Raw genomic sequence first — 22,162 nt, forward strand, 5'->3', positions numbered from 1 at the left:
GATAAGACAGAATGAACTCTGCGTGATGAATTTTGTGCGATGTCCAAAAAAAAGGACATGCCCGCGGCATGCCCTCCTTTGGTCGTTCGATCATAAACCTTCGATACGATGGAATCGTTCCTTATGCCCGCTGCAAATGATTCGTCCCCTGCGGGAAATACCCGATCTCCGCTGCATACTGAAGCATCAGCCGGATGAACTCTTGGCCGGCCGGCGGACAGGCAATGTCCGTGCCGCGCAGGAAGGCAGACGTCACTGTGCAGCCGTAGCGGACCTCCGAGTCTTTGGCCCCGTCGCCTTCGAGCTGCGCCATCGCCAGCTGCAGCGCTTCGGCCGGCTTCGGAATGCCTGCATCGAACAGCCAGTCCATATACCGCTGGAACTCTATCGTTTCGACCTCATAGCCGCAGTCCCGAATCATCTCGATCAGGTCGGAGTAGAGGATCTGCTCCGGGTTGCATATGTGGAAGGTCCGACCGACCGTATCTTCACGGAAGGCCAGATGGACGATCGAACGGCTGGCATAATCGATCGGCGTGAAGTCGACGTACCAGTTCGCCTTCGGTGCTTTGCCGAGCAAGAACATCGCTTTGAACATCCGGTAGAACGCGTTGCTGTCGATATTCCGCTGGAATCTGCCGGTTTCCGAGTGGCAGGTCAGGTTGCCCGCCCGGTACACATTGACGGCCACTCCGCGCTTCGCCGCTTCGTAGACCAGCTTCTCCGCCTCGAGCTTGCTGTTCGTATACAGATTTTCGAGCCGCAGCTCCGGCGAGAACTCGCTCACGCGAAGTACCTCTTCCCACTGGCCGCTGAGGAGCAGATCCTCCGGTACCCCCAGGGTGGAGACATGGTGGAACCGCACACCCGGCTTCGATTCGGCCAGCTCGAGCAAATATTTCGTTCCAAGTACATTGGTCTTCTCGAACTGTGCGCTGTCCCCGAAGTGGCGCACATCGGCAGCCGCATGGAGGATGGCATCGACGCAGCCGGCGAGCCTATCCCAATCGCTTGCGGCTAGGCCCAGGCGCGGCTGCTCCAAGTCGCCTTCGACTACCTCGACGCGCCCGCTCATCGCACCAAGCACATCCCCGCCGAAGTACCAGCTCATGAGCTCCTCGAGCCGCTGTCTGGCTGTCCCTGCGGAAGGCTTGCGCACCAGGGCATAGACTTTCGCCTCGCTGTGCTGCAGCAGATCATAGAGCAGATGGGAGCCGAGATACCCGGTGCTGCCCGTCAGCAGAATATGGGAAGGAGCGTGGTTGCCTGCCCATGGAGCCGGGGTGGCGACTTCGACCGGGTGCTCGTTCAAATCGGTCACTTGCCATACGGCCGATTTGGTTTCCACTGCCGGTGCGCTGCGGACGAGCTCCTCCATCCGCAGGGCCAGCTCTTCAAGCGTCTTGTATTGGAAGAGGTCGCCGATCGTCAGGCTCGGCACCTGGGGCTTCAAGAGCACCAATACTTGAATGACCATCAGCGAGTCCCCGCCGATCTCAAAGAACGAATCGTGCAGCCCCACCTTATCCATGTGCAGCGACTCCTGCCAAGCGGAAGCCGCCAGCTTCTGCATCGGCGTAACCGGCGCGATGTAATCCGCGCTGTTCTCCGCCGCCGCATCCGCATGCTCATACGACACCAGCTTCTTGCGGTCGATCTTGCCGGTCGGCGACAGCGGCATCTCGGCGAGCTGGCATACATGCTTCGGCACATAAGTGCCCGGCAGCTTCTCGGCCAGGAAGTGCTTGACTTCCGCCGGCGGGATCGCGGCCCCATCCTTCGAGGTGAAATATCCGACGAGCATGTTCTGGCCGTCGCCCTCTTTCTTCGGGATCACTACGGCGTCCTGCACATTCGGGAACTGGGCGAAGCTGTCTTCGATCTCCCCGATCTCAATGCGGTGGCCGCGGATCTTGATCTGGGAATCGCGCCGGGACACATATTCGATCGTGCCGTCCGCCAGCAGCTTGGCGATATCCCCCGAGCGGTACACCTTCTCCCCGTCAGCCAGCGGGCTGAGGACGAAGGCCTCCGCCGTCTTCTCGGGCTGATTCAAATAACCTATGGCCCGTCCCACCGTGGCAATATACATCTCGCCTGGTACGCCTACGGGACACAGCTGTCCTTCCTCATTCACCAGATAGATCCGGTAGTTCGGGAGCGGGCGGCCGATCGGGACATTCGCCATGCCGTCGGCAATATAGCCTTCGATCGTATGGGAAGTGGCTACCACCGTCGTCTCCGTCGGGCCGTACAGGTTCACGACCTGGATCCCCGTGCCGAACTTGTGCTGGAACCCCCGTACCTGTTCGCCGTAAAGCGCCTCGCCGCCGACCATAATCGTTCTCACCTTCGCCAGCCGCCGGAAGCCTTCCTGCGACAAATAAGCAGCGAGTTGATTGAAGAACACCGTAGGCAGAATCGCAATGATCGTCGTGCCGGATCTCTCAGCCGCTTCGGCAAAGGCCTCTACCGATATACGCTCCTCAGACGACAAGAGATACAGCTCCGCCCCGGAGAACAAAGCGCCGATCGTGTCCCATACCGAAGCATCGAAGCTGTACGTGGCGAACTGCGTCAGTACATCATACTCCGTAATGCCGTAGTCGCGCCGGATCGCGGTTCCCAGGTTGACGACGCCGCGGTGCGCAATCATGGCGCCTTTCGGTTTGCCCGTCGAACCGGAGGTGTAGATGATATAGGCCATATCATCCGGCTGCGTATCCGCCGACGGATTCGCTTCGCCGTACTGCTCCATCCCGGGCCCATCTACCGGAAGGAACTCCTTCACAGTTCCCAGGGGCTCCGTGAGGCGGCTAGCTTTCTCCAGAAGCGATGATTTCGTCAGGATCAAAGGAGCTGCTGTATCCTCCAGGATATAACGGCAGCGTTCTTCCGGATGGTCCGGATCGACCGGCACATAGACACCGCCTGCCTTCAGTACGCCGAGGAGAGATACAACGGTATCGAGGCTGCGCTCCATATAGATTGCCACACAGTCCCCTTTGTTCAGCCCCTTGGCAAGCAGCAGATGAGCCACCTGATTCGCGCGCCGGTTCAGTTCCCGGTAAGTATAGCGGCCTTCATTCGAAGAAAGCGCAGGCCGGTCGCCGAAGCGGACAGCTGCTTCCTCCACCATGCCGTGAATGGTCATATCCAGCGGGTAGGCCCCGGCGGTATCGTTCATCCGCCGATAGAGCTCGGCATCTTCCGCCGTAAGTATATCTACTGCACCAAAAGGGGTCTCTGGCGACGTCAGGGCCGTCTCGAGCAGAGTCACGTAATATCCCGCATACCGGCGAAGCGTCGACTCTTTGAGCAGCGAGGCATCATACTCGGCCAGAAGGCAAGAGCGTCCTTCGCAGGTTTGAATGCCGAAGCGGAGGGTCTGCGAAACAGGACCCGCATGAGTGGGCGCGTTCCAATGGAACAAGGTATCCACAGCGTCCACGGAAGCCTTCTCCGCCCGCTCCAGACCTTCCCGGATGTTGTGCTGAAGAGAGCTGAATTTTTGACCACGTGCTAATTCAAGAGACAGAAGGAGGGCCTCTCCGCCGGCTTCAACGCCGATGGTCAGCTCCTTCTCCCCGGAGAGCCGGTAGAGCCAGGCAGCAAAAACCGTCAGGGTCAGATGAAATGCTTCCTGATCCCGGCTTACGCCGCTGAGCATACCGCTGAGTTCCCCGGGAAGCTCAATGGCCATGCTTTGGTATTCGAATGTACGGGTACGGCGGGAAGAATCTAATGGAATCTGCAGAATCGCGAGTTCGGGCGCTCCCTGCAATGGATGATGGGGTTTCGATGTCATGGTGCTTGTCTCCCTTGATGTAATGTCCGAGGCCGGGTAGCCTGGGGGTCGGCTGGGCATCGTAAACATAGATCGTAATCATAGATCATGATCATAGTTACCGTCCGTCAGCAAAACCCCTCCCCCAAGAGGAGGAGGGGTCAGTGTTACCATGGATGAATCTACTCTCAGTTCTTCTTGACGTGGAACTGCTCGAGAAGACCTTTCAAGTCTTGGGACATGTCCGACAGCGTGTTCGAAGCATCTACGATCGACTCCATATACTGCTTCTGCTCGTCAATCGACTGTGCGATTTCGCTTGCACTTGCTGCAGTCTTGCTGACGGAAGTGGTCAGATCGCCGGCCGTTGCCGAAATCTCATCGGTTCCCGCAGAGATCTGCTGCGCAGCGGCGGACACTTCTTGGATCTGCGAAGATACCCGTTTGGTTGCGTTGCGGATTTCGGAGAACAGCTGCCCCGTGGCTTCCGCTACCTGCATGCCTTTCTCCACTACGTGCGTTCCTTGATCCATAGCTACGGCCGCACTGCGGATTTCGCTCTGGATTTCTTTGATCAGAACGGAAATTTGATTGGCCGAAGACTGGGATTGTTCTGCCAGCTTGCGGACTTCACCGGCTACAACGGCAAAGCCTTTGCCGTGCTCGCCTACCCGCGCCGCTTCAATGGCTGCGTTCAAAGCGAGCAGGTTCGTTTGGTTCGCGATGCCGGTAATCATCTCGAGAATGCTGCCGATTTCCTGGGAACGCTTTTCGAGCGAGTTGACCGCAACGGAAGTGCTCTTCACCGTTTGCGTGATCAGGAGCATTTGGTCCGCCATCGTCTGTACGACTTCGTCCCCTTGGATCGACTTCTTCTCTACGGCATAAGCTTCATCCGACACGTCCGCCGAATTGGTCGCGATCATTTGAATAACCGATGCCATTTCGGAGATCGCCCGGGAAGCTTCAAAGCTGGATTGCTCTTGAACCTTGATGCTGCCGGCGATTTCTTTGATATGTCCGCCGATATTCTCCGCGCTCTTGCTGCTGCGGTCGGAGTTCGAGTAGAGCGCCTTGGCCGAATCGGCCACCTGGTGCGAGGTTTCCTGCACTTTCAGCATCGTCTCGTTCATCTTCTGAACCATCAAGTTGAATTTCTCGTTGATCAGACCGAGGTCGTCGGTGCCCGTTGCGATCTCCACATCCAGGCGCCCTTCACTCACCAGGTCGATCCCCTGCATCAGGTTCTTGATCGGCGACAGTGTCTTCCTCGCGATGAGGTATTGGGCCACAAGCGTGATGACCATAAATACCGCCATGATCAGCAGGCTGTACAGAATCAGGGAGTTCATTCCTTTTTCTACCAGGCTGGCATCCGTATCAACGCCGAAGTAAGCAAAGATTTTGCCGCTGCTGTCTTTGAGCGGATAGACGATGGTCACCCAAGTGCCATAATCGTCCTTATAAAAATCGGATAATTCCGGCTTGCCGGAAGCAATCATTTCTTTCACGGTCTCTGCAATTTCAGTTGGCTGCTCATACATGGTACCTACGAGCAGGTTGTCTTTGACGAGCATTTCCATGACATGGGTCGGCATGGCAACCACGGATGTTTTGTTCCCGTCCTGCAACTCTGTTCCGAAGATATACGCCTGGGCGATGTTCGGATTATATTTGCTCACCTGGTCCAACATGGCTCGGATCTTCGTCTGTACCGGTCCTTCGTAGCTCTTCTCTTGTACAGCGGTTTGTACTTCGGATGTAACGATCTGACTGTTCCATTTGCCTGTAATCGTCTCGATCTGATTATGCAGCTGGCTCACCAAGACATTTCTTTGAATCAGGTAGCTGGATACGATGAGAATCACGCCGACCAATACGATGTTGATCGAGGTAAACAAAAGGTTCTTGGCAAAAAATGACATTCCCCTTCTTCGCATATCATTTCATTCCTCCGATAAAATATAATTTGGTCTTTCTTTAGGATCTAAACTTGGAGTGCGCTGCCCCCTTTAGGTCCCTTTAATGCTTCCTGTATATATATCGTTCAGCCTCTCCCCAAACGTTATAGCTGGACTACGGTTTTCGACAATATCCATTCGATCCCAGCTCAATTTCATGAGTCCTGAGAACTATATAACTATGACCTTTGTATAAAATTTGGACAAAAGCCTAGAGAGTCCAGGCGCTGAATGGAATATGCTATGATAGCCTGCTGCCTAAGGGAGGAATGGATCATGGCTTATGTATGGGGTGTCGACTCGGCTTCGCCGGTGGATGAGAAGCTGCTCGGATGTGTGACCGAACAGTTCGGGAAGCCGCGGTTCTGGGGAAGATACTTGACAACAGTTCAAGGCGTCGCTTCGGGGCTCAGCAAGGTAGAGATCACTCTCCTGCACCGGCAGGGAATCCGGATTCTGCCGATTTATAATGAATTCCGGCAAGCGACCGGTTATGAGAACGGCAAAAAAACCGCCCAGTTGGCGGCTCAGCATGCCCGTCGGCTTGGCATCCCGCGCGGGAAGTTCCTGTTCGGCAATGTCGAACGTTTTTTTTCGGTAGACGCCTTATGGATTCTGGGCTGGGTGAATGCCATACGCTCGTCGGGTTACAAGTCAGGCCTCTATCACGACCCCGTACTCGGCTCCTTCAGCACCGCCTTCTGCGAGGCGGTCCGCCGGGACTTTCGGGTCACGGCCGAGACGGCGCTGTGGAGTGCCGAGCCTCAACGTCCGGCCTCCGGTCCGGATGCCCCGCCGATCTATGCTCCGAAGAAGCCCCCCTGCAGCTCGAATGTATGGGCTTGGCAGTACAGCCGGGATGCCCAGGGATGCCCGGTGGATACGAACTTGATGGACAGCCGGCTGTTCGGCCAGTTGTTTTAACCGTTGGTAAAATCAACACCTTCGCTGTCCATGGGAATCAGGACATATCCTCACACAAAAAAACTCCGGCTCCCGCTGGAATAAAACCAGTACGGGAGCCGGAGGCTTGTAGGAGCGGGATGGGCAAGCATCCCTCTGTTTCTCCGCTGCTTATCGCACAGCAGCGCTGCATATTATGGGCGCCGCTTTCCTTGCGTTATCTTAAATCAGCGTTACATTATCGCGGCCGCGGGCCGGCGTCTTGCGCTTCTCCACCAGCCGGTTCACGGCATCGACGTAGGCGCGCGCACTCGCTTCCAGGATATCCGTGCTGACGCCACGTCCCTGTACGGAGTAATCCCCTTGGCTCAGGACCACATGCACTTCGCCGAGTGCGTCCTTCCCTTGGGTTACGGACTGGATGGAGTAGTCGCCTAGCTCCACCTCTTCCTGCGTTGCCTTATCGATAGCCTTATAGATGGCATCGACCGAGCCATTGCCCACCGCCGCTTCATCCAGCGTGCTGCCATCTTGCAGCCGCAAGCGGACCGTAGCGGTCGGCGTCGACTGGTTGCCATAAGAGACCTGGATGGTCTCCAGCGCATACACTTCCGGCGTCTCGATCAGTTTCTCCTCGATCAACGCGCGGATGTCCTCGTCGGTTACATTCTTCTTCTTGTCGGCGAGGTCCTTGAACTTGCCGAACGCCGTATTGAGCTGCTCGTCCCCAAGATCGTACCCGAGATCCACGAGCTTCTCGCGGAAGGCATGGCGTCCGGACAGCTTGCCGAGCGTCAGCTTGCTTTCCTTAAGGCCGATTGTCTCCGGCGACATGATCTCGTATGTCGTTTTCTCCTTCAGCATGCCGTCCTGATGGATTCCGGACTCGTGTGCAAAAGCATTGGCGCCGACAATCGCCTTGTTGCCCGGTACCGGCATGCCCGTCAGCTTGCTGACCAGCCTGCTCGTGCGCGCGATCTCCGAAAGGGTCAAGCCCGTCTTCGCCTGGAAGAACTCCTGGCGTGTCTCGAGGGCGAGGGCCACCTCTTCAATCGCAGTATTGCCGGCCCGCTCACCAATGCCGTTGATGGTGCCTTCAATCTGATCCGCGCCATTCAGGATGGCTGCCAAGGCATTGGCGGTAGCCATTCCGAGATCGTCATGGCAGTGGGCGCTGAGCTGGATCGTCTCGATCCCCTTCACATTCTCCTTCAGGGTCTTGAAGATATTCCCGTATTCATAAGGCGTCAGGTAACCGACCGTATCCGGAATATTCACGACCGTTGCTCCCGCCCGAATCGCCATCTCCGTCACTTCGCACAGGAAGTCCAGCTCCGTCCGGCCCGCATCCTCCGGAGAAAATTCGACTTTGCTGAAATACTGCTTCGCATACCGGATAGCCGCTTCGGCCGCTTCGAGCACCTGATGCTTCTCCATCCGCAGCTTGTGCTTGCGGTGTATCGGCGACGAGGCGAGGAACAGGTGAATGCACGGATCCTGTGCACCCTTGAGTGCTTCCCGAACCGCATCGATATCCTGGGTGCGGGAGCGGGAGAGGCCGACGATCGACGCATTCTTGACCGCACGCGCTACGGCGTTCACACCGGCGAGGTCGCCCGGCGACGCGGCAGGGAATCCGGCTTCGATCCGGTCTACACCGAGCTTCTCGAGCTGCAGCGCAATCTCCACCTTCTCCTGCATATTCAGGTTCACGCCGGGAGACTGCTCTCCGTCACGCAGCGTCGTGTCAAAAATATAAATTTTCCTCATAAGGTTTCACCTGCGCTTTATAATATAGTTTGGTCTTCAGTAAGCAGAAAAAGGTACGGCCCGGACAGCGGGGAAAACGCCCCGGCTGCCCGTACGCTTCCTGCCCGCTCCCAAGCCGACCTTCTTCTAAGTCTTCCCTATTTCGGGAAAACGGTTCTGGAGCCTGATTACTTCTTGATCCAGTGCATCATTTCGCGCAGCTGGGAACCGACTTTCTCGAGGCCGTGCTCGGACTCCAAGCGGCGTGTTGCCGTCATGAAGGCGAAGCCGGATTGGTTCTCAAGGATGAAGTCGCGGGCGAATTTGCCCTGCTGGATATCAGTCAGTACGCGCTTCATTTCGGCTTTGGTCTCGCTCGTGATGATGCGAGGACCCGTTACGTAGTCGCCGTACTCAGCCGTGTTGGAGATCGAGCTTCTCATGGAAGCCAGGCCGCCTTCATACATCAGGTCGACGATCAGCTTCAGTTCATGCAGACACTCGAAGTAAGCCATCTCTGGAGCATAGCCTGCTTCCACCAGCGTTTCGAAGCCGGCCTTGACGAGCTCGGAAGCGCCGCCGCACAGAACCGCCTGCTCACCGAACAGATCCGTTTCGGTTTCTTCGCGGAAGGACGTTTCGATTACGCCCGCACGCGTGCAGCCGATCCCTTTGGCATACGCCAGACCGATCGCTTGCGCTTGGCCCGTAGCGTTCTGCTGTACCGCGATCAGGCCGGGAACGCCGAAACCTTCCACGTATACGCGGCGCACCATGTGACCCGGGGACTTCGGAGCGACGAGCAGTACGTCTTTGTCCGGGGACGGCTTGATTTGGCCGAAGTGGACATTGAAGCCGTGGGAGAACATGATCGTTGCGCCCTGCTTCAGGTTAGGCTCGATTTCATTCCGGTATACGCTCGCCTGCGTCTCGTCCGGCATCAGGATTTGTACCACGTCGGCGATCTTAGTAGCTTCCGCAACGGAGTATACATCGAAACCGTCGTTTTTCGCCTGGTCGAAAGAGCGCCCTTGGCGAAGGCCGATGACTACCTTCAGGCCGCTGTCACGCAGGTTTTGCGCTTGGGCGTGGCCTTGGCTTCCGTAACCGATGATCGCGATCGTCTTGCCCTTCAGAACGTTCAGGTCTGCGTCTTTTTCATAGTACATAGTAACTGCCATGGGATAATTGCTCCTCCTTTAAGTTAAACCCTGTGAGCGGGTGCCCAAAGGGACAACCCTGCCTGTGCGGCATGCCGACCGGCTGCTATCCGCTTGGGCTCCCGCTCACACGGGATATGCCGATAAAATGTTGTATTGAAGATATACCGTAAACCTCTGCCTAGCTAACGTTTATTTGCCGCGGATCATGGCGGTAACGCCAGTGCGGGACAGCTCCTTGATACCGTAAGGCTTGAGCAGCTCGGTCATCGCGTCGATCTTCTCGGAGTCGCCGACCACCTGCACGATCAGCGAGCTCGGTCCGATATCGACCACCGCAGCGCGGAAGGTCTCCACTACGCCGAGGATCTCGGGACGGACGCTTGGCTCTGCGGCAACTTTGATCAAAGCGAGCTCGCGGCCCACCATCGGGTTGGCGCTGAGGTCGACGACCTTGATGACATCGATCAGCTTGTAGAGCTGCTTCGACACCTGTTCGAGCGTCTTATCGTCCCCTGTCGTCACAATGATCATCCGGGAGAGGCCCTTCTCCTCGGATTCGCCAACGGTGATGCTCTCGATATTGAATCCCCGGCGGCCGAACAGGCCGGATACACGCTGCAGCACACCGGGCTGGTTATTCACTAGTACGGATATGGTATGTTTGTAGCTCATTTACGAATCCCCCATTATCATTTGGTCTATCGTCGATCCCTGCGTGACCATCGGGAACACATTCTCGTGCTTGCGGACCACGAATTCGACGAGTACCGGACCTGGGGTATCCAGCGCTTCCTTCCATGCAGTGCGTGCTTCATCCTTGTTCGTTGCGCGCAGCCCCTTCACGCCGTAGGCTTCAGCCAGCTTGACGAAGTCCGGGGAACCGGCAAGGTCGATGTGGCTGTAGCGGTTATCGTAGATAATCTCCTGCCACTGACGGACCATGCCGAGCACCTGGTTGTTGATGACGACGATCTTCACCGGGATCTTGTTGATGGCGCAGATCGCGAGCTCCTGCGAGCACATCTGCATCCCGCCGTCGCCGTTGATCGAGATGACGAGGCGGTCCGGATTGGCCACCTGTGCGCCGATCGCGGAAGGGAAGCCGAAGCCCATCGTGCCGAGGCCGCCGGAAGTGATCCAGGAGCGCGGCTTGTTGAACTTGTAATACTGTGCCGACCACATCTGGTGCTGGCCGACGTCTGTCGTTACTATAGCTTCGCCGTTTGTCGTCTCGTGCAGCATCTCGATCACGTATTGCGGTTTCAGCTCCGTATCGGAATCCTTGTAGCTCAGCGGATACTTGGCTTTGTTCTCCTTCACCCAATCGACCCAAGCGGAGGTGTCGCCAGCCTTTACTTTCTGGTTGGCCAGCTCAAGAACCGCCTTGACGTCTCCGACCACAGGGATCGCCGTTTCGACGATCTTGCCGATCTCCGCCGGATCCACGTCGATATGCACGATCTTCTTCGCCTTAGGGGCGAATCCGTCCACTTTCATCGTCACCCGGTCGTCGAACCGGGCGCCGATGCCGATGAGCAGGTCGCAGTTCTGCAGCGCATGGTTCGCCGTATGCGTCCCGTGCATACCCGGCATGCCGAGCCACAGCTCATGCGCACTCGGGAAGCCGCCGAGTCCGAGCAGTGTCGTCGTGACCGGAATCCGCGTGGCTTCCACGAACTTGATGAGCTCTTCCGCAGCGCCGGAGTAGACCACCCCGCCGCCGGCCAAGATCACAGGACGCTCGCTCTCGGCGATCGCTTCGAGCATACGGTCCACCTGAAGGCGGTTCGGCTGCACCGTCGGGTTGTAGCCGCGAATCTCCACCTTCTCCGGATAGTAGTACGGGAAGGTGTCGTTCGATACGTCCTTCGGAATGTCGATTAATACCGGGCCTTTGCGGCCGGTCGATGCAATATGGAACGCCTCTTTGATGATGCGGGGCAGATCCCGGACATCGCGCACGAGATAGCTGTGCTTCGTGACCGGCATCGTAATACCCGTGATGTCGGCTTCCTGGAAAGCATCCGTTCCGATTACCGACGTCGCCACGTTGCCTGTAATGACCACAAGCGGCACCGAGTCCATGTACGCCGTCGCAATCCCCGTAACCAGGTTCGTCGCTCCCGGTCCCGAGGTGGCGATACAGACGCCGACTTTGCCGGTCGACCGTGCATAACCGTCTGCTGCGTGGATCGCCCCCTGCTCATGTCTTGTCAGCAGGTGGTTGAAGTTCGGATTGCCGTGCATGGCATCATAGATGTAAAGCACCGCACCGCCGGGATAACCGAAGACGCAGTCCACGTCCTCCAGCAGCAAGCTCCTCAGGAGCGCTTCCGATCCGGTGACGACCTCTGGCTTCAGCAGCTCTTCGCGCAGCTGCTCCTTTGATTTCTGTGTTGTTTGAACGATCATCTTATGGCCTCCTCTCGAAAATCCGACAGTCCGACAAATATGCATCAAAAAACCCCTCTCGCCCCAAATGCAGCTTGTGCATTTGAAGGGACGAAAGGGGTTGATCTTCCGTGGTACCACCCAAAGTTTGTTAGATGCCTCTCGGCAAATAACCTTAGCAGGTCTCAAAGACCGTTCATGGCAAGGCGGCAGCTATCGGCTAGCACGATAGAAGCAGCAGCGCAAAGAACGCTTTAAGGAACCTTCGGCACGGTAACGTGTGCCCTTCCGATTCTCCCTAATAACTACATCGCTTTCCAGCGGTAAAGCCCGCTTTTAAAAAAACGAGTACTTTTCAGGAAAACAGCTCCGAGGTGAGCTCGTAGATTAGGGATTATGGCATTGGTTTCAGCATCTCCAAATGCTCTCTGAGCATAAGAGCCCTTATCACTTCGTCCTCTTCATAGCCGTTAGCAACTGTTGTACTTTTTGATAATTATATGCCCTATCCCTTATTTAGTCAAGCGTCAATCTGAATACTAGGAAAGACACACTGGCGTCATTGTGCAGTCTGCAAGGCTTACTCGGCGTCATTCTGCAGTTTCTTCGGCTCCGGAGGCTTCACTTCGTACGCAGGCTTCCTATGGCTACCAGCTTCTCTCGCAGGATCACCTCTAAGGTTCGCACTATCCTCTTCTAAGGTTCCCCCTATCCGCTCCGTTTGCATTCCAAGGCGCCTATCTCCATCTCTGTCGTATCTTGTCGCGTTAAGTTAAGACCTCGTGGACCCTTCCGTTTTCTTCACAAAACCTTCGTCCCCCCTTTACCCCTCGATGACACGGCGGGGTTATGGTTAGATCGTTACTGCGAGGCTAATCCCCTGTTCCTTAGGTAACGATACGAATAATAAACGAGACGAATCATGAAGGAGTGGAAGCTTCCGTGCGCCAAACGTTCCTGTCCGCCGCCTTAACCGCTGTCCTCCTGACCGGTGTCCTTGCATCGGCAGCCGCCGCCCCCCTTGGATCCCAGCCGAATTCCGGCCCTGTGGGAGGCAGCAAAACGCTGGAGAACCCAGGTGCCGCCGAGCGCTCCGCCGAATCTTCACTCGGGCCTCCAGCGGGCTCAGCCGGCAGCAAGTCTCCCGCTTCCGAAGACGCTGAACAGCGCAACGAGCCGAGTGGGGCGGGCAGCCCGCTGGACAAGAAGGACCAACCCAAGCTTTCCTTCCCCGTACTTAGCGATATTCATATCCAATCCTGGCATACCCCTTCGCATGAGAAGTTCACGCAAGCGCTGCAGGACCTGAACCAGATCCGTCCCAAATCCGATACCCTCGTTATCAACGGCGACCTGACGAACGGCATGCCGGCCGACTATGCCAAGCTCCGCGAACTGCTCGCAGGACTGCCGCATCCCCGCAGCATATTCTATACCATCGGCAATCATGAGTTCTATAAAGCCTGGTTCGACGCTTCCGGCTACTGGAATCCCCCCGCCTTCCCGAACGGAGAGACCGAGGAAGCGTCCATCGTCCGCTTCCTGGATTTGACCAGAGAGAACAACAAAGTGTATTATGACCAGATGGTCAAAGGTTATCATTTTATTTTTCTCGGTTCGGAACAATACCGCCAATCCGACCCGGCGAACCTCGAAGACGCCTACCTCTCCCAAGATCAGCTGAACTGGCTCAAGAAGACGCTCCGCAAAGGAGCCTCGAACGGCAAGCCAATCTTTGTCTTTCTGCACCAGCCCCTGCCGTACACGGTAGCCGGCACCCATTTTTGCTGCGTCAACAACCGTGCCATCGTGCAGCATGAAGAGCTCACAGCCATTCTATCCGCCTATCCGCAGGTTGTCTTCTTCTCCGGCCACAGCCACTGGGAACTGAAGCTCCCCGGGACGATGGTCAGGGAGAAGTTCACCATGGTGAACTCGTCCTCCGTCGTACAGCCATGGACAGATAATGGAAGCGGCGGCGAAATGCAGACGGCACCGGAAGAGAGCGAAGGTCTGTACGTCGAAGTGTACAAAGACCGCGTCGCCATCAAGGGACGCGACTTCTACCGGCACCGCTGGATCCCGGAAGCAGACTTCACGATTCCCTTGAAAGACTAGCAGCGCGGCATTGGATGCAGTATGGGAGAGCCGAAGGGAGCGTCGATGCCCTTCGGCTTTCTCCATGACCCCCTGAAGGAAGGACAATCATACTTACCGCAGCAACAACCGGGAGCAGAGGCCATGACCATGCCCAATCCTACTTAGCCGGGCCTTGCCCGCCGTCCAGCGGATGATTCTGAACCTGCGTGTAAAGGTTATTGGATAGAAGCATCCTAAACTTACATAAGAAGGAGTGATTCCTATGCGACGACGTTTCCACAACACCCTGTTATCCCTTTCCCTGCTGCCCGCTCTCATCGCCTCCTCCGCAGCCGCTCCTCTTCTGCATGGGCCCAGCCTGTTTGCCCCTTGGGACGGGAGGAGCGGAGCCGCCAAGGGGGATGTACGTTCCGTACAAACCCTCTCGGCTTCTACAGGCCCTACGGCTCGGCCTGCGCCTCCGATTCCGCAGGCCGAGCCTACCTTTACCTTCGCTGTCCTCAGTGACGTTCATGTCCAATCCTGGCACAAGCCTTCCCACCGGAAGCTGAAGCAGGCGCTCACCGACATCGAGAACATCGACGCGGGTACGGATGCACTGGTGCTCAACGGGGATATGACCGAAGGCATGACAGAAGACTACATCAAGCTGCAGGAGCTTCTGCAGGAATCCCCTCTCCCGGAGACCATATTCACGACCGTAGGCAATCATGAGTACTTCAAAGCCTGGTATACCGGCGGCCGGGAATGGAACGGCGGCGGATTTCCGAACGGAGAGACGGAGCAGGACTCGCTCTCCAGATTCCTGACTTTTGCAGGCAGAGAACGGGTTTACACCGCCCAGAAATTCCAAGGCTACCAATTCATCTTCCTCGGCTCGGAACGTTACCGCCAGTCCGACCCGAATAACGGGGAAGACGCCTACTTGTCCGATGCCCAGCTGAACTGGCTGAAGAGCACACTGAAGGCCGGCAGCGAACCCGGCAAACCGATCTTCGTCTTCCTGCACCAGCCGCTGCCCTATACGGTATCCGGCACCCACTTCTGCTGCACGAATACCCGCGCCGTGATTCAGCACGAAGAGCTCAAGAAGATCCTGTCCGCATACCCCCAAGTCATTCTATTCTCCGGGCATACCCACTGGGAGCTGAAGAATCCGCAGACCCTCGTACACGATGCCTTCACCATGGTGAACTCCTCCGCCGTCATCGAGACATGGAGCGACAATGGGCAAAAAGGGGAGAAAATGAACGGACCTGAGGAAAGCGAAGGTCTCTATGTAGAGGTTTATCCAGACCGTGTGCAGATCAAAGGGCGGGATTTCTACCGTCACCGCTGGGTGCCGGAGGCTCAGTTCACCGTCACGCCGGAGTCCTAAGGCAGCTGGCCGATTTCCCTCAAGCATCCCAAGTGAAGCACCTTCCCTAAGCTTACCCCGCTGCAGAAGCACCTTCCCTAAGCTTACGCCACCGCAGAAGCTCATCTGCTGGCGGATGCAAGGGAAGGTGCCTTTTTTGTGCACAGCCGCCGGTATTCCGTGCCTTCAGCGAAATTTCGGTGGACGCAAAAACCCCCGGTTCGGAAGCTCTCGCGAGCTTTCAAACCGGGGGTTTTTATTTAAGCCTTACACAAGCCTTACCCCAATTAAGCGTTAAGCTTTTGTTTGGCTGTGTCAGCGAAGGAGTTGAACGCTGCGATGTCGTTAACCGCGAGGTCAGCGAGCATCTTGCGGTTCACTTGAACTTCAGCCAGCTTCAGGCCGTGCATCAGCTTGCTGTAGGACAGGCCGTTCTGACGGGCAGCCGCGTTGATCCGTACGATCCACAATCTGCGGAAGTCGCGCTTGTTCCGACGACGGTCACGGTATGCGTAGACCAGGGATTTCATAACCTGTTCTTTAGCTGTTTTAAATAATCTATGTTTGGAACCGAAGTAACCTTTTGCAAGTTTCAGAATCTTCTTGCGACGACGGGTGCGGATGAAACCGCCTTTCACTCTTGCCATGAAAATCTACCTCCAAAGTGGTCTAAGTATCGAAAACGTACAGACGTAATGCGGTATGAATTAGATGTTGCCGAGCTGCTGCTTCAGGCGTCTTACATCGCCGGGAGCCATAACCGGGTTCGTGCCCAATACGCGCTTTTGACGGGCGGACTTGCCGGACAACAGATGGTTTTTGTGCGCTTTATAGCGTTTTACTTTACCGGTACCGGTAATTTTGAAACGGTCTTTCAAGCTGCTGTGAGTCTTCATCTTAGGCATGGGGTGTTCCTCCTTAAAGAATAAGTAATTACTACTGTGCTTTCGGAGCAAGAATCATGATCATGCTGCGACCCTCGAGTTTCGGTCTACGCTCAATCACGCAAAGTTCTTCCACTTCGGCAGCCATGCGTTCCAGGACCTTCTGTCCGATCGAAGCGTGGGCAATCTCACGTCCGCGGAAACGAACCGAGAGTTTCACCTTGTCGCCGTCGGTCAGGAACTTCTCGACATTGCGCAGCTTCGTCTGGAAGTCATGTTCATCGATGGTTGCACTCAGACGGATTTCCTTCAGTTCAACGATCTTCTGGTTCTTACGGGCTTCCTTTTCTTTCTTCTGTGTTTCATAGCGGAACTTCCCGTAGTCCATCACCCGGCATACCGGCGGTTTAGCCGTAGGAGCCACGTTCACCAAGTCCAAATTCAAGTCCAGCGCCATTTGAAGCGCCTCGCGAATCGGCATGATGCCGAGCTGCTCTCCGTCCGCGCCAATCATACGAACTTCTCTCGCCCGAATTTCATCGTTAATCATGTGCTCTGTACTGATAACCTGCCACCTCCAAAAGGGATTATAAAAAAAGACGTGGGCGCTTAGTACGCCCACGTCGGTTTGGTTTCAAGTGATAGCCATCCAAATAAATCGGACAGACTGTTCAAGTCACTCTAATCATAACCAGCCAACCGGGGTCGGACAGGTGAGAAGCGGGCGCTTCTTCTTTTGCACCAAAATAATATATCACAAATGCCTAACCCATGTCAACCTGTTTTAGGAAGCCTGCTTGCTCTGCATCTCTTCAAGCCGGATGACCCGTGTATGCTCGGTGTGGCTCCACTGCTTGTTGTTTTGGGTAAAGAACGCATAGAACGTAATCGGCCACCAGGACAGCAGGTACACCGGGAAGGCAAACAGATATTTATACGTTTTGAGCGGCGCCTTCTCCAAAACCAGGGCAACCACGAACTGAGCGTAAGTAAGAACAGAGAAAATACCGAACGCATAAGGCGCCATCTCATACAGCGAAGGGAACTTCTCCACATCCGGAATCACCGCGTTGATCCAAAGAACAACCGTGACGATGGAACCGATAAACAAGTTGTAGACGTTGAGCGCATAGACGGCCGTATCGATCTTCGCCCAGCTGCCCTCTTTGATCCCTCTCCAGAACAGCGGGAAAAAGTAGCGTCTGGCCACATCGAAATGACCCTGCATCCAGCGAAGGCGCTGGCGTGCCGAAGCCTTGAAGGTCAGCGGCTTCTCATCGTATACTTTCGCATCGTAATTGAACGTCGGATTAATGCCCCGCATAACGCAGCGCATCGTGAACTCCAAGTCCTCGACAAGGCTTGTAGCCCCCCAGCCGATTTCTTTCAGCAGGTTGGTCTCGAAGCACATGCCCGTCCCGCCAAGGTAATTGGCGAGTCCGAGGTTCGTACGGGGCAGCTGCCACAGGCGGTTGCAGTACCAGTACGTAATCGCGTAAGCCGCCGTGATCCAGGAATCGTGCGGGTTCTTCGTATCGAGATAAGCTTGGATGACCTGGGAACCGTTGCACAGGTCATTGTTCATATGCAACAGGTAATCCGGGCTGACGAGGTTATCGGCATCGAACATCACGACCGCGTCATATTGGCGCGGCATCTTCCAGAGCTCTTTGAGCATCCATTCGATGGCAAAACCTTTGCCCCGCAGCTGCGGATTATGCCGTTCGCAGGCATGCACGCCGGCATCCCTGGCGATCTGAGCCGTCTGGTCCGAGCAGTTGTCGCAAATGACGAATATATCATAAAGCTCTTTCGGATAGTCGAGATTTTTGAGATTCTCAATCAGCGCGCCGACCACCTGCTCTTCGTTATGAGCGGCCACCAATACGGCAAACGACTTTTGCGGAGCGTGTTCGGCCCGGTTTCTGCGGCGATACCAACCGAAAAACGTCAGAACCAGCTGATAGGCCCCGATGCAAGCCAGCACAATCTGCAGGCCTAACAGTAAACTGTCTAACATGCAACATCCCCCTTTTTTTGTATGTACCCCTTATGTCTTTTTTGATAGCGCCATAGATCCATTTCGATAGGGAGTCCCCTCTTTACGAGGGTCGCCGAATATGATTTTCCTCTCTTTGCATCCATTTGTCAAAACCTACAGGGTGCTCCCTGCCCTCATTACCGCGTCATTTCGCGCAAAAACGGCCGATAATCCCCGCAGAGACTCTGACATCCAGCTTTTTACGTCTTATTTTCATCGATTTTCAAACTTTTTATAAGCCAGGGCTGGAAAAAACTTTCTGCTTGATCGGCGGAATGACCGGCATCGGCTTACACGCGCCCAGGTATTCAGGGGAGGCTCCGCTCATTTTTCCGCTCACTTATACGAAACTTTTCTTCCGCGCTCGCGGGCGGTGGAGGAGTCCAATACTTCCTTGTAGCTCGCAAACAAGCCGTCAAAAACCGCCCCCCACGACTGCGTCAGGCTGTAGGCCCTTCCGCCTTGGGCAAGTTGTGCACTCAGAGAGGGACTTGCGTACAAACGCTCGACCGCATCGACAAAATCCGCGATGTCCCCCGGGCGGCAAAGCAAGCCTGTGGACCCATGCCTGACGGTATCCTGCACCCCGCCTGCACGCGCTCCGATCACCGGCGTTCCAGAAGCCATGGCTTCCAGGACGACATTGCCAAAGGTTTCCGTTGCCGAAGGAAACAAAAACACATCCGCCGCGGCATAAAGATCACTCAGGGATTGGCCCTCGCGAAAACCGGTGAACGTGATGTTGCACCTGCTGCCGTACTGCTCCCGAAGCGGCTGAAGCAGCGGACCGTCTCCGGCGATCACCAGATGCGCCTGGCGCCGGATCGCCTCAGGGAGCGCATCCATCGTGCCGAGAAGTACATCCATACTCTTTTCGACAGCCAATCTCCCCACATAAAGCATGACGAACTTATGCGGTGGAATGTTGCATGCCCGAAGCACTTCATCCCGGTTCACCAGCGGATGGAACCGCTGTATTTCCACCCCCCGCGACCAGATCTCGAGTTCTTTCAGCCCCTTGGTGCGCAGATGCTGCAAAGTCGAATGTGACGGCACAAAAATACGGCGGCAGTCTTGGTGGAACCAGAGCATATACTTCCATAGCATGGGCTCCATCCACTGCAGCTTGTAATAAGCGAGGTATTGGTCGAAGTGGGTGTGGTAGGAGGCAACCACGGGAATGTGATTGCGTCTCGCGTAGTGAAGCCCGGCGAGTCCCAGGTTGAAGGGCGTGGCCAGGTGGATCAGATCCGGTGCAAATTCCTTCAAGGATCGCTTGAGATTCAACAGGTTCGGGATCGCCATCCGGCACTCCGGATACAGAAGGAAGGGGATACTGTAGAACCGTTCCACCATCCATTGGTCCGCTTCCGAAGCCTCGGGCCCTTGAGGAGCGAATACCCTGCACTCTACTCCCCTTGATTCCAGATCCTTCACCCAGCGGCCAAGCGTCTTCGCCACACCGTTCACATCCGGCACAAACGTATCTGTAAACAGGGCTACTCTCATGATTAACCTCCTACAAGTTTTGTTGAAACACCTCAAATTTGATGAGATTGTGAACAAAACCGCATGGGAAGATGATTTCGCAGTAGCAGGCATGCCCAGGAGCCTGATCGGGCATCGGAAGAGATGGGTGCTTCGGGGTGCGGGCTTTGCGTTAATGAAACATATGGACACTTTATTGCGTAATAAACTGGAGAGGATCGGGCCGAGTGAAACCGCTCTCTCTATATTAATGAAGCGAACGAACCCTGCTTTCATCCGGATTCTTTGCCATCGTAACGGAGCACTGTTAAGAGAACATCAAGGCTGCGTTAATTTTGGGCTTCGCCTTGTTTCATATCCTGTTGATACTCCAATAACAAAAAGGATGTACAATGAATGTATATGAATGCTTAGGAGAGCTTATCCCACTTTCGAGGAGGGTTATGAAATGGGCCGAGTGGTTTCGTGGCTGGTGCAGCATGAAAGGAAGATGTTTAGCTTTGTAAACCGCCGGATGCAGCATCGGATGCTGGATCTTTTCTTTAACGGCATTACCCATCTGGGGGGCGCGACGGCGATGATCTTTATTGCGCTGAGCGTGGCGTTATTCGGGAGAGGGTCGTGGAAGCTTGCGGGGCTCGAGAGCTGCATAGCCTTGGCCGTCAGCCATATCCCGGTGGCGGTCATCAAGAAGAAATACCCGCGTCTTCGTCCTTATCTTGTTCTCCCCGACACGATCACATACAAGAATCCGCTGAAAGATCATTCCTTTCCTTCGGGCCATACGACGGCGGTCTTCTCCGTTACCGTCCCGCTGATGCTCATGTCTCCTTGGTGCGCCGCAGCCTTGCTTCCGGCCGCCATACTCGTCGGAATCTCCCGCATCTATCTGGGGCTGCACTATCCATCGGATTGTCTGGTTGGATCGGTGATCGGGACCGGCGCGGCGCTTGCGGCTGCTTCCATCATCGGATAGATCACGTGCTGCCGCGCCGCTTCCAGAACCAAGGTATGACTACAATGGTACGAGGTATGGTGAGTGTCCATGCGCAAAAAAAGGATTCTGATTCTCTCCGAAGGATTCGGAGCCGGCCATACGCAGGCAGCCAAGGCGCTGTCGGGCAGCCTGCGTAGGCTGGCCCCCCATATCCAGACGCGCGTCCTTGAGCTCGGCACCTTCCTTCATCCGACGCTTGCCCCATGGGTCATCGGCGCTTATCACAAAACGGTAACGACACAGCCAAAGCTGTACGGCCTGGTGTACCGGTCTCAGGATAAAAAATCGCTGAACCGGTTAACCCAGCTGGCCCTGCACCGGATCTGCTACGCCCGGACCGCGGGGATTATCCGGCAGCTGCGTCCCGATGCCATCGTCTGCACACACCCTTTTCCCAGCGCCGTCATCTCCCGTCTCAAGCGGTTCGGTCTCGAGATTCCGCTGTGTACGGTCATCACGGATTACGATGCCCACGGCACGTGGGTCAGCAGCGAGGTGAATACCTATCTCGTCTCTACCCCGGATGTTAAGCACAAACTGGAAGGTCTAGGCATTCCATCTGAAGCCATCCAGGTCACAGGCATTCCCGTGCATCCGGATTTCTGGGAGCCTCAGAACCGGGAGGTACTCCGTTCCAGGTTCGGACTGCGTCCGCTGCCCACCGTGCTTGTCATGGGGGGAGGCTGGGGGATGCTCCAAGACCGCAGCTTTCTTCACAGACTGGTCCGCTGGCGCGAGGAGATTCAACTGGTCCTCTGCCTCGGCTCCAACCGTAAAATGATCCGTATATTGGCTGACCATCCGCACTTCCGCCATCCGAACGTCCGGCTGCTTGGCTTCACCCAGGAGATATCGGAGTGGATGGACGTCTCGGACCTCCTAATCACCAAGCCTGGAGGCATGACCTGTACCGAAGGGCTGGCCAAAGGGCTTCCGATGCTCTTCCACCAACCGATCCCGGGACAGGAAGAGCGCAATCTGCAGTACTTCACACAGATGGGCTTCGGGGAAGCGATCCGGTCATCCGACACTGTCGACCTCTGGATCCGCCAGCTCATCGACGGTTATCCCGAGCTGGGGGGATCCAGGCCCCCCCGCTCTGCCGGGGAACATACCTACCATCCTTCCCTTTGTTCACAGGCTATTTTGAAGATGGTTCCTTAACGAAAAAACCCCCAACCGGCCAGGGAGGCCACTGAAGAACTAACGCTTTTTCACCGGGAGTCTCATAGAAGTTACAAAAAAGACATCTGCCTCCATTTTTTAGGGAGCAGATGTCTTTTTTAATGGCTCAAAATGGGTTTGCCCGACTCGTTTTTTCATTCTACCAGTTTCAATATC

At 55.8% G+C, this 22,162-nt stretch carries 16 protein-coding genes; 5 read left to right on the forward strand and 11 right to left on the reverse strand.

The window, feature by feature from the left end; genetic code table 11:
* Positions 1 to 121 precede the first annotated feature (121 nt).
* Both O9H32_RS30925 and O9H32_RS30930 read right to left on the reverse strand, forming a co-directional pair.
* Positions 122 to 3,808 (reverse strand): non-ribosomal peptide synthetase family protein, encoded by a 3,687-nt coding sequence (locus tag O9H32_RS30925; protein ID WP_269869940.1) that lies wholly within the window; start codon positions 3,806 to 3,808, stop codon positions 122 to 124.
* Positions 3,809 to 3,975: 167 nt separating this feature from the next.
* Positions 3,976 to 5,727, reverse strand: a complete 1,752-nt coding sequence (locus O9H32_RS30930; RefSeq protein ID WP_269869941.1) for a methyl-accepting chemotaxis protein — start codon at positions 5,725 to 5,727, stop codon at positions 3,976 to 3,978.
* A 294-nt stretch (positions 5,728 to 6,021) separates the two neighbouring features.
* Here O9H32_RS30930 and O9H32_RS30935 point away from each other — a divergent pair, with 294 nt between their 5' ends.
* Positions 6,022 to 6,672 carry a glycoside hydrolase domain-containing protein gene (locus O9H32_RS30935; RefSeq protein WP_269869956.1) on the forward strand — a complete coding sequence of 217 codons (651 nt, stop codon included), beginning with the start codon at positions 6,022 to 6,024 and terminating at the stop codon, positions 6,670 to 6,672.
* Between the two features lie 201 nt (positions 6,673 to 6,873).
* Here O9H32_RS30935 and O9H32_RS30940 read toward each other — a convergent pair whose 3' ends face one another.
* From O9H32_RS30940 to ilvB, 4 genes are all read right to left on the reverse strand, one after another.
* Entirely contained in the window at positions 6,874 to 8,421 is a 1,548-nt protein-coding gene (locus tag O9H32_RS30940; RefSeq protein ID WP_269869942.1) for a 2-isopropylmalate synthase, read from the reverse strand.
* 167 nt (positions 8,422 to 8,588) lie between these two features.
* Positions 8,589 to 9,581 carry a ketol-acid reductoisomerase gene (gene ilvC, locus O9H32_RS30945; protein WP_269869943.1) on the reverse strand — a complete coding sequence of 331 codons (993 nt, stop codon included), beginning with the start codon at positions 9,579 to 9,581 and terminating at the stop codon, positions 8,589 to 8,591.
* A 171-nt stretch (positions 9,582 to 9,752) separates the two neighbouring features.
* Positions 9,753 to 10,235 carry an acetolactate synthase small subunit gene (gene ilvN, locus O9H32_RS30950; protein WP_269869944.1) on the reverse strand — a complete coding sequence of 161 codons (483 nt, stop codon included), beginning with the start codon at positions 10,233 to 10,235 and terminating at the stop codon, positions 9,753 to 9,755.
* Entirely contained in the window at positions 10,236 to 11,975 is a 1,740-nt protein-coding gene (gene ilvB, locus O9H32_RS30955) for a biosynthetic-type acetolactate synthase large subunit (protein WP_269869945.1), read from the reverse strand. It abuts the gene before it with no gap.
* Between the two features lie 921 nt (positions 11,976 to 12,896).
* On the opposite strand from ilvB, the gene O9H32_RS30960 reads away from it, so the two are divergent.
* Both O9H32_RS30960 and O9H32_RS30965 read left to right on the forward strand, forming a co-directional pair.
* On the forward strand, positions 12,897 to 14,072 hold the full coding sequence (locus O9H32_RS30960) for a metallophosphoesterase family protein (RefSeq protein WP_269869946.1): 1,176 nt from the start codon (positions 12,897 to 12,899) through the stop codon (positions 14,070 to 14,072).
* A gap of 244 nt (positions 14,073 to 14,316) precedes the next feature.
* A complete protein-coding gene (locus O9H32_RS30965; RefSeq protein ID WP_269869947.1) occupies positions 14,317 to 15,432 on the forward strand; it encodes a metallophosphoesterase family protein in 1,116 nt (371 codons plus the stop codon).
* 266 nt (positions 15,433 to 15,698) lie between these two features.
* On the opposite strand, the gene rplT is transcribed toward O9H32_RS30965, so the two are convergent.
* The 5 genes from rplT to O9H32_RS30990 form a co-directional block, all read right to left on the reverse strand.
* Entirely contained in the window at positions 15,699 to 16,058 is a 360-nt protein-coding gene (gene rplT, locus O9H32_RS30970; RefSeq protein WP_269869948.1) for a 50S ribosomal protein L20, read from the reverse strand.
* 60 nt (positions 16,059 to 16,118) lie between these two features.
* A complete protein-coding gene (gene rpmI, locus O9H32_RS30975) occupies positions 16,119 to 16,316 on the reverse strand; it encodes a 50S ribosomal protein L35 (RefSeq protein ID WP_269869949.1) in 198 nt (65 codons plus the stop codon).
* 31 nt (positions 16,317 to 16,347) lie between these two features.
* Positions 16,348 to 16,845, reverse strand: a complete 498-nt coding sequence (infC, locus tag O9H32_RS30980) for a translation initiation factor IF-3 (protein ID WP_269869950.1) — start codon at positions 16,843 to 16,845, stop codon at positions 16,348 to 16,350.
* Positions 16,846 to 17,079: 234 nt separating this feature from the next.
* Positions 17,080 to 18,315, reverse strand: coding sequence for a glycosyltransferase family 2 protein (locus O9H32_RS30985; RefSeq protein ID WP_269869951.1), 1,236 nt, complete (start codon positions 18,313 to 18,315; stop codon positions 17,080 to 17,082).
* Between the two features lie 357 nt (positions 18,316 to 18,672).
* A complete protein-coding gene (locus O9H32_RS30990; RefSeq protein WP_269869952.1) occupies positions 18,673 to 19,845 on the reverse strand; it encodes a glycosyltransferase family 4 protein in 1,173 nt (390 codons plus the stop codon).
* A gap of 427 nt (positions 19,846 to 20,272) precedes the next feature.
* Here O9H32_RS30990 and O9H32_RS30995 point away from each other — a divergent pair, with 427 nt between their 5' ends.
* Positions 20,273 to 20,800: a phosphatase PAP2 family protein gene (locus O9H32_RS30995; RefSeq protein ID WP_269869953.1), complete on the forward strand. Its 528-nt coding sequence runs from the start codon at positions 20,273 to 20,275 to the stop codon at positions 20,798 to 20,800.
* 69 nt (positions 20,801 to 20,869) lie between these two features.
* A complete protein-coding gene (locus tag O9H32_RS31000; protein ID WP_269869954.1) occupies positions 20,870 to 21,985 on the forward strand; it encodes an MGDG synthase family glycosyltransferase in 1,116 nt (371 codons plus the stop codon).
* Positions 21,986 to 22,162 lie beyond the last annotated feature (177 nt).

Origin of the sequence: Paenibacillus caseinilyticus (assembly GCF_027533645.1) — a bacterium.
Taxonomy (GTDB): Bacteria; Bacillota; Bacilli; order Paenibacillales; family NBRC-103111; genus Paenibacillus_G; species Paenibacillus_G caseinilyticus.

Coding starts and splice junctions, on each gene's coding strand:
- O9H32_RS30925 (WP_269869940.1), bottom strand. CDS start 3,808: ATGACATCGAAACCCCATCATCCATTGCAGGGAGCGCCCGAACTCGCG.
- O9H32_RS30930 (WP_269869941.1), bottom strand. CDS start 5,727: ATGCGAAGAAGGGGAATGTCATTTTTTGCCAAGAACCTTTTGTTTACC.
- O9H32_RS30940 (WP_269869942.1), bottom strand. CDS start 8,421: ATGAGGAAAATTTATATTTTTGACACGACGCTGCGTGACGGAGAGCAG.
- ilvC (WP_269869943.1), bottom strand. CDS start 9,581: ATGGCAGTTACTATGTACTATGAAAAAGACGCAGACCTGAACGTTCTG.
- ilvN (WP_269869944.1), bottom strand. CDS start 10,235: ATGAGCTACAAACATACCATATCCGTACTAGTGAATAACCAGCCCGGT.
- ilvB (WP_269869945.1), bottom strand. CDS start 11,975: ATGATCGTTCAAACAACACAGAAATCAAAGGAGCAGCTGCGCGAAGAG.
- O9H32_RS30965 (WP_269869947.1), top strand. CDS start 14,317: ATGCGACGACGTTTCCACAACACCCTGTTATCCCTTTCCCTGCTGCCC.
- rplT (WP_269869948.1), bottom strand. CDS start 16,058: ATGGCAAGAGTGAAAGGCGGTTTCATCCGCACCCGTCGTCGCAAGAAG.
- rpmI (WP_269869949.1), bottom strand. CDS start 16,316: ATGCCTAAGATGAAGACTCACAGCAGCTTGAAAGACCGTTTCAAAATT.
- infC (WP_269869950.1), bottom strand. CDS start 16,845: ATGATTAACGATGAAATTCGGGCGAGAGAAGTTCGTATGATTGGCGCG.
- O9H32_RS30985 (WP_269869951.1), bottom strand. CDS start 18,315: ATGTTAGACAGTTTACTGTTAGGCCTGCAGATTGTGCTGGCTTGCATC.
- O9H32_RS30990 (WP_269869952.1), bottom strand. CDS start 19,845: ATGAGAGTAGCCCTGTTTACAGATACGTTTGTGCCGGATGTGAACGGT.
- O9H32_RS30995 (WP_269869953.1), top strand. CDS start 20,273: ATGGGCCGAGTGGTTTCGTGGCTGGTGCAGCATGAAAGGAAGATGTTT.
- O9H32_RS31000 (WP_269869954.1), top strand. CDS start 20,870: ATGCGCAAAAAAAGGATTCTGATTCTCTCCGAAGGATTCGGAGCCGGC.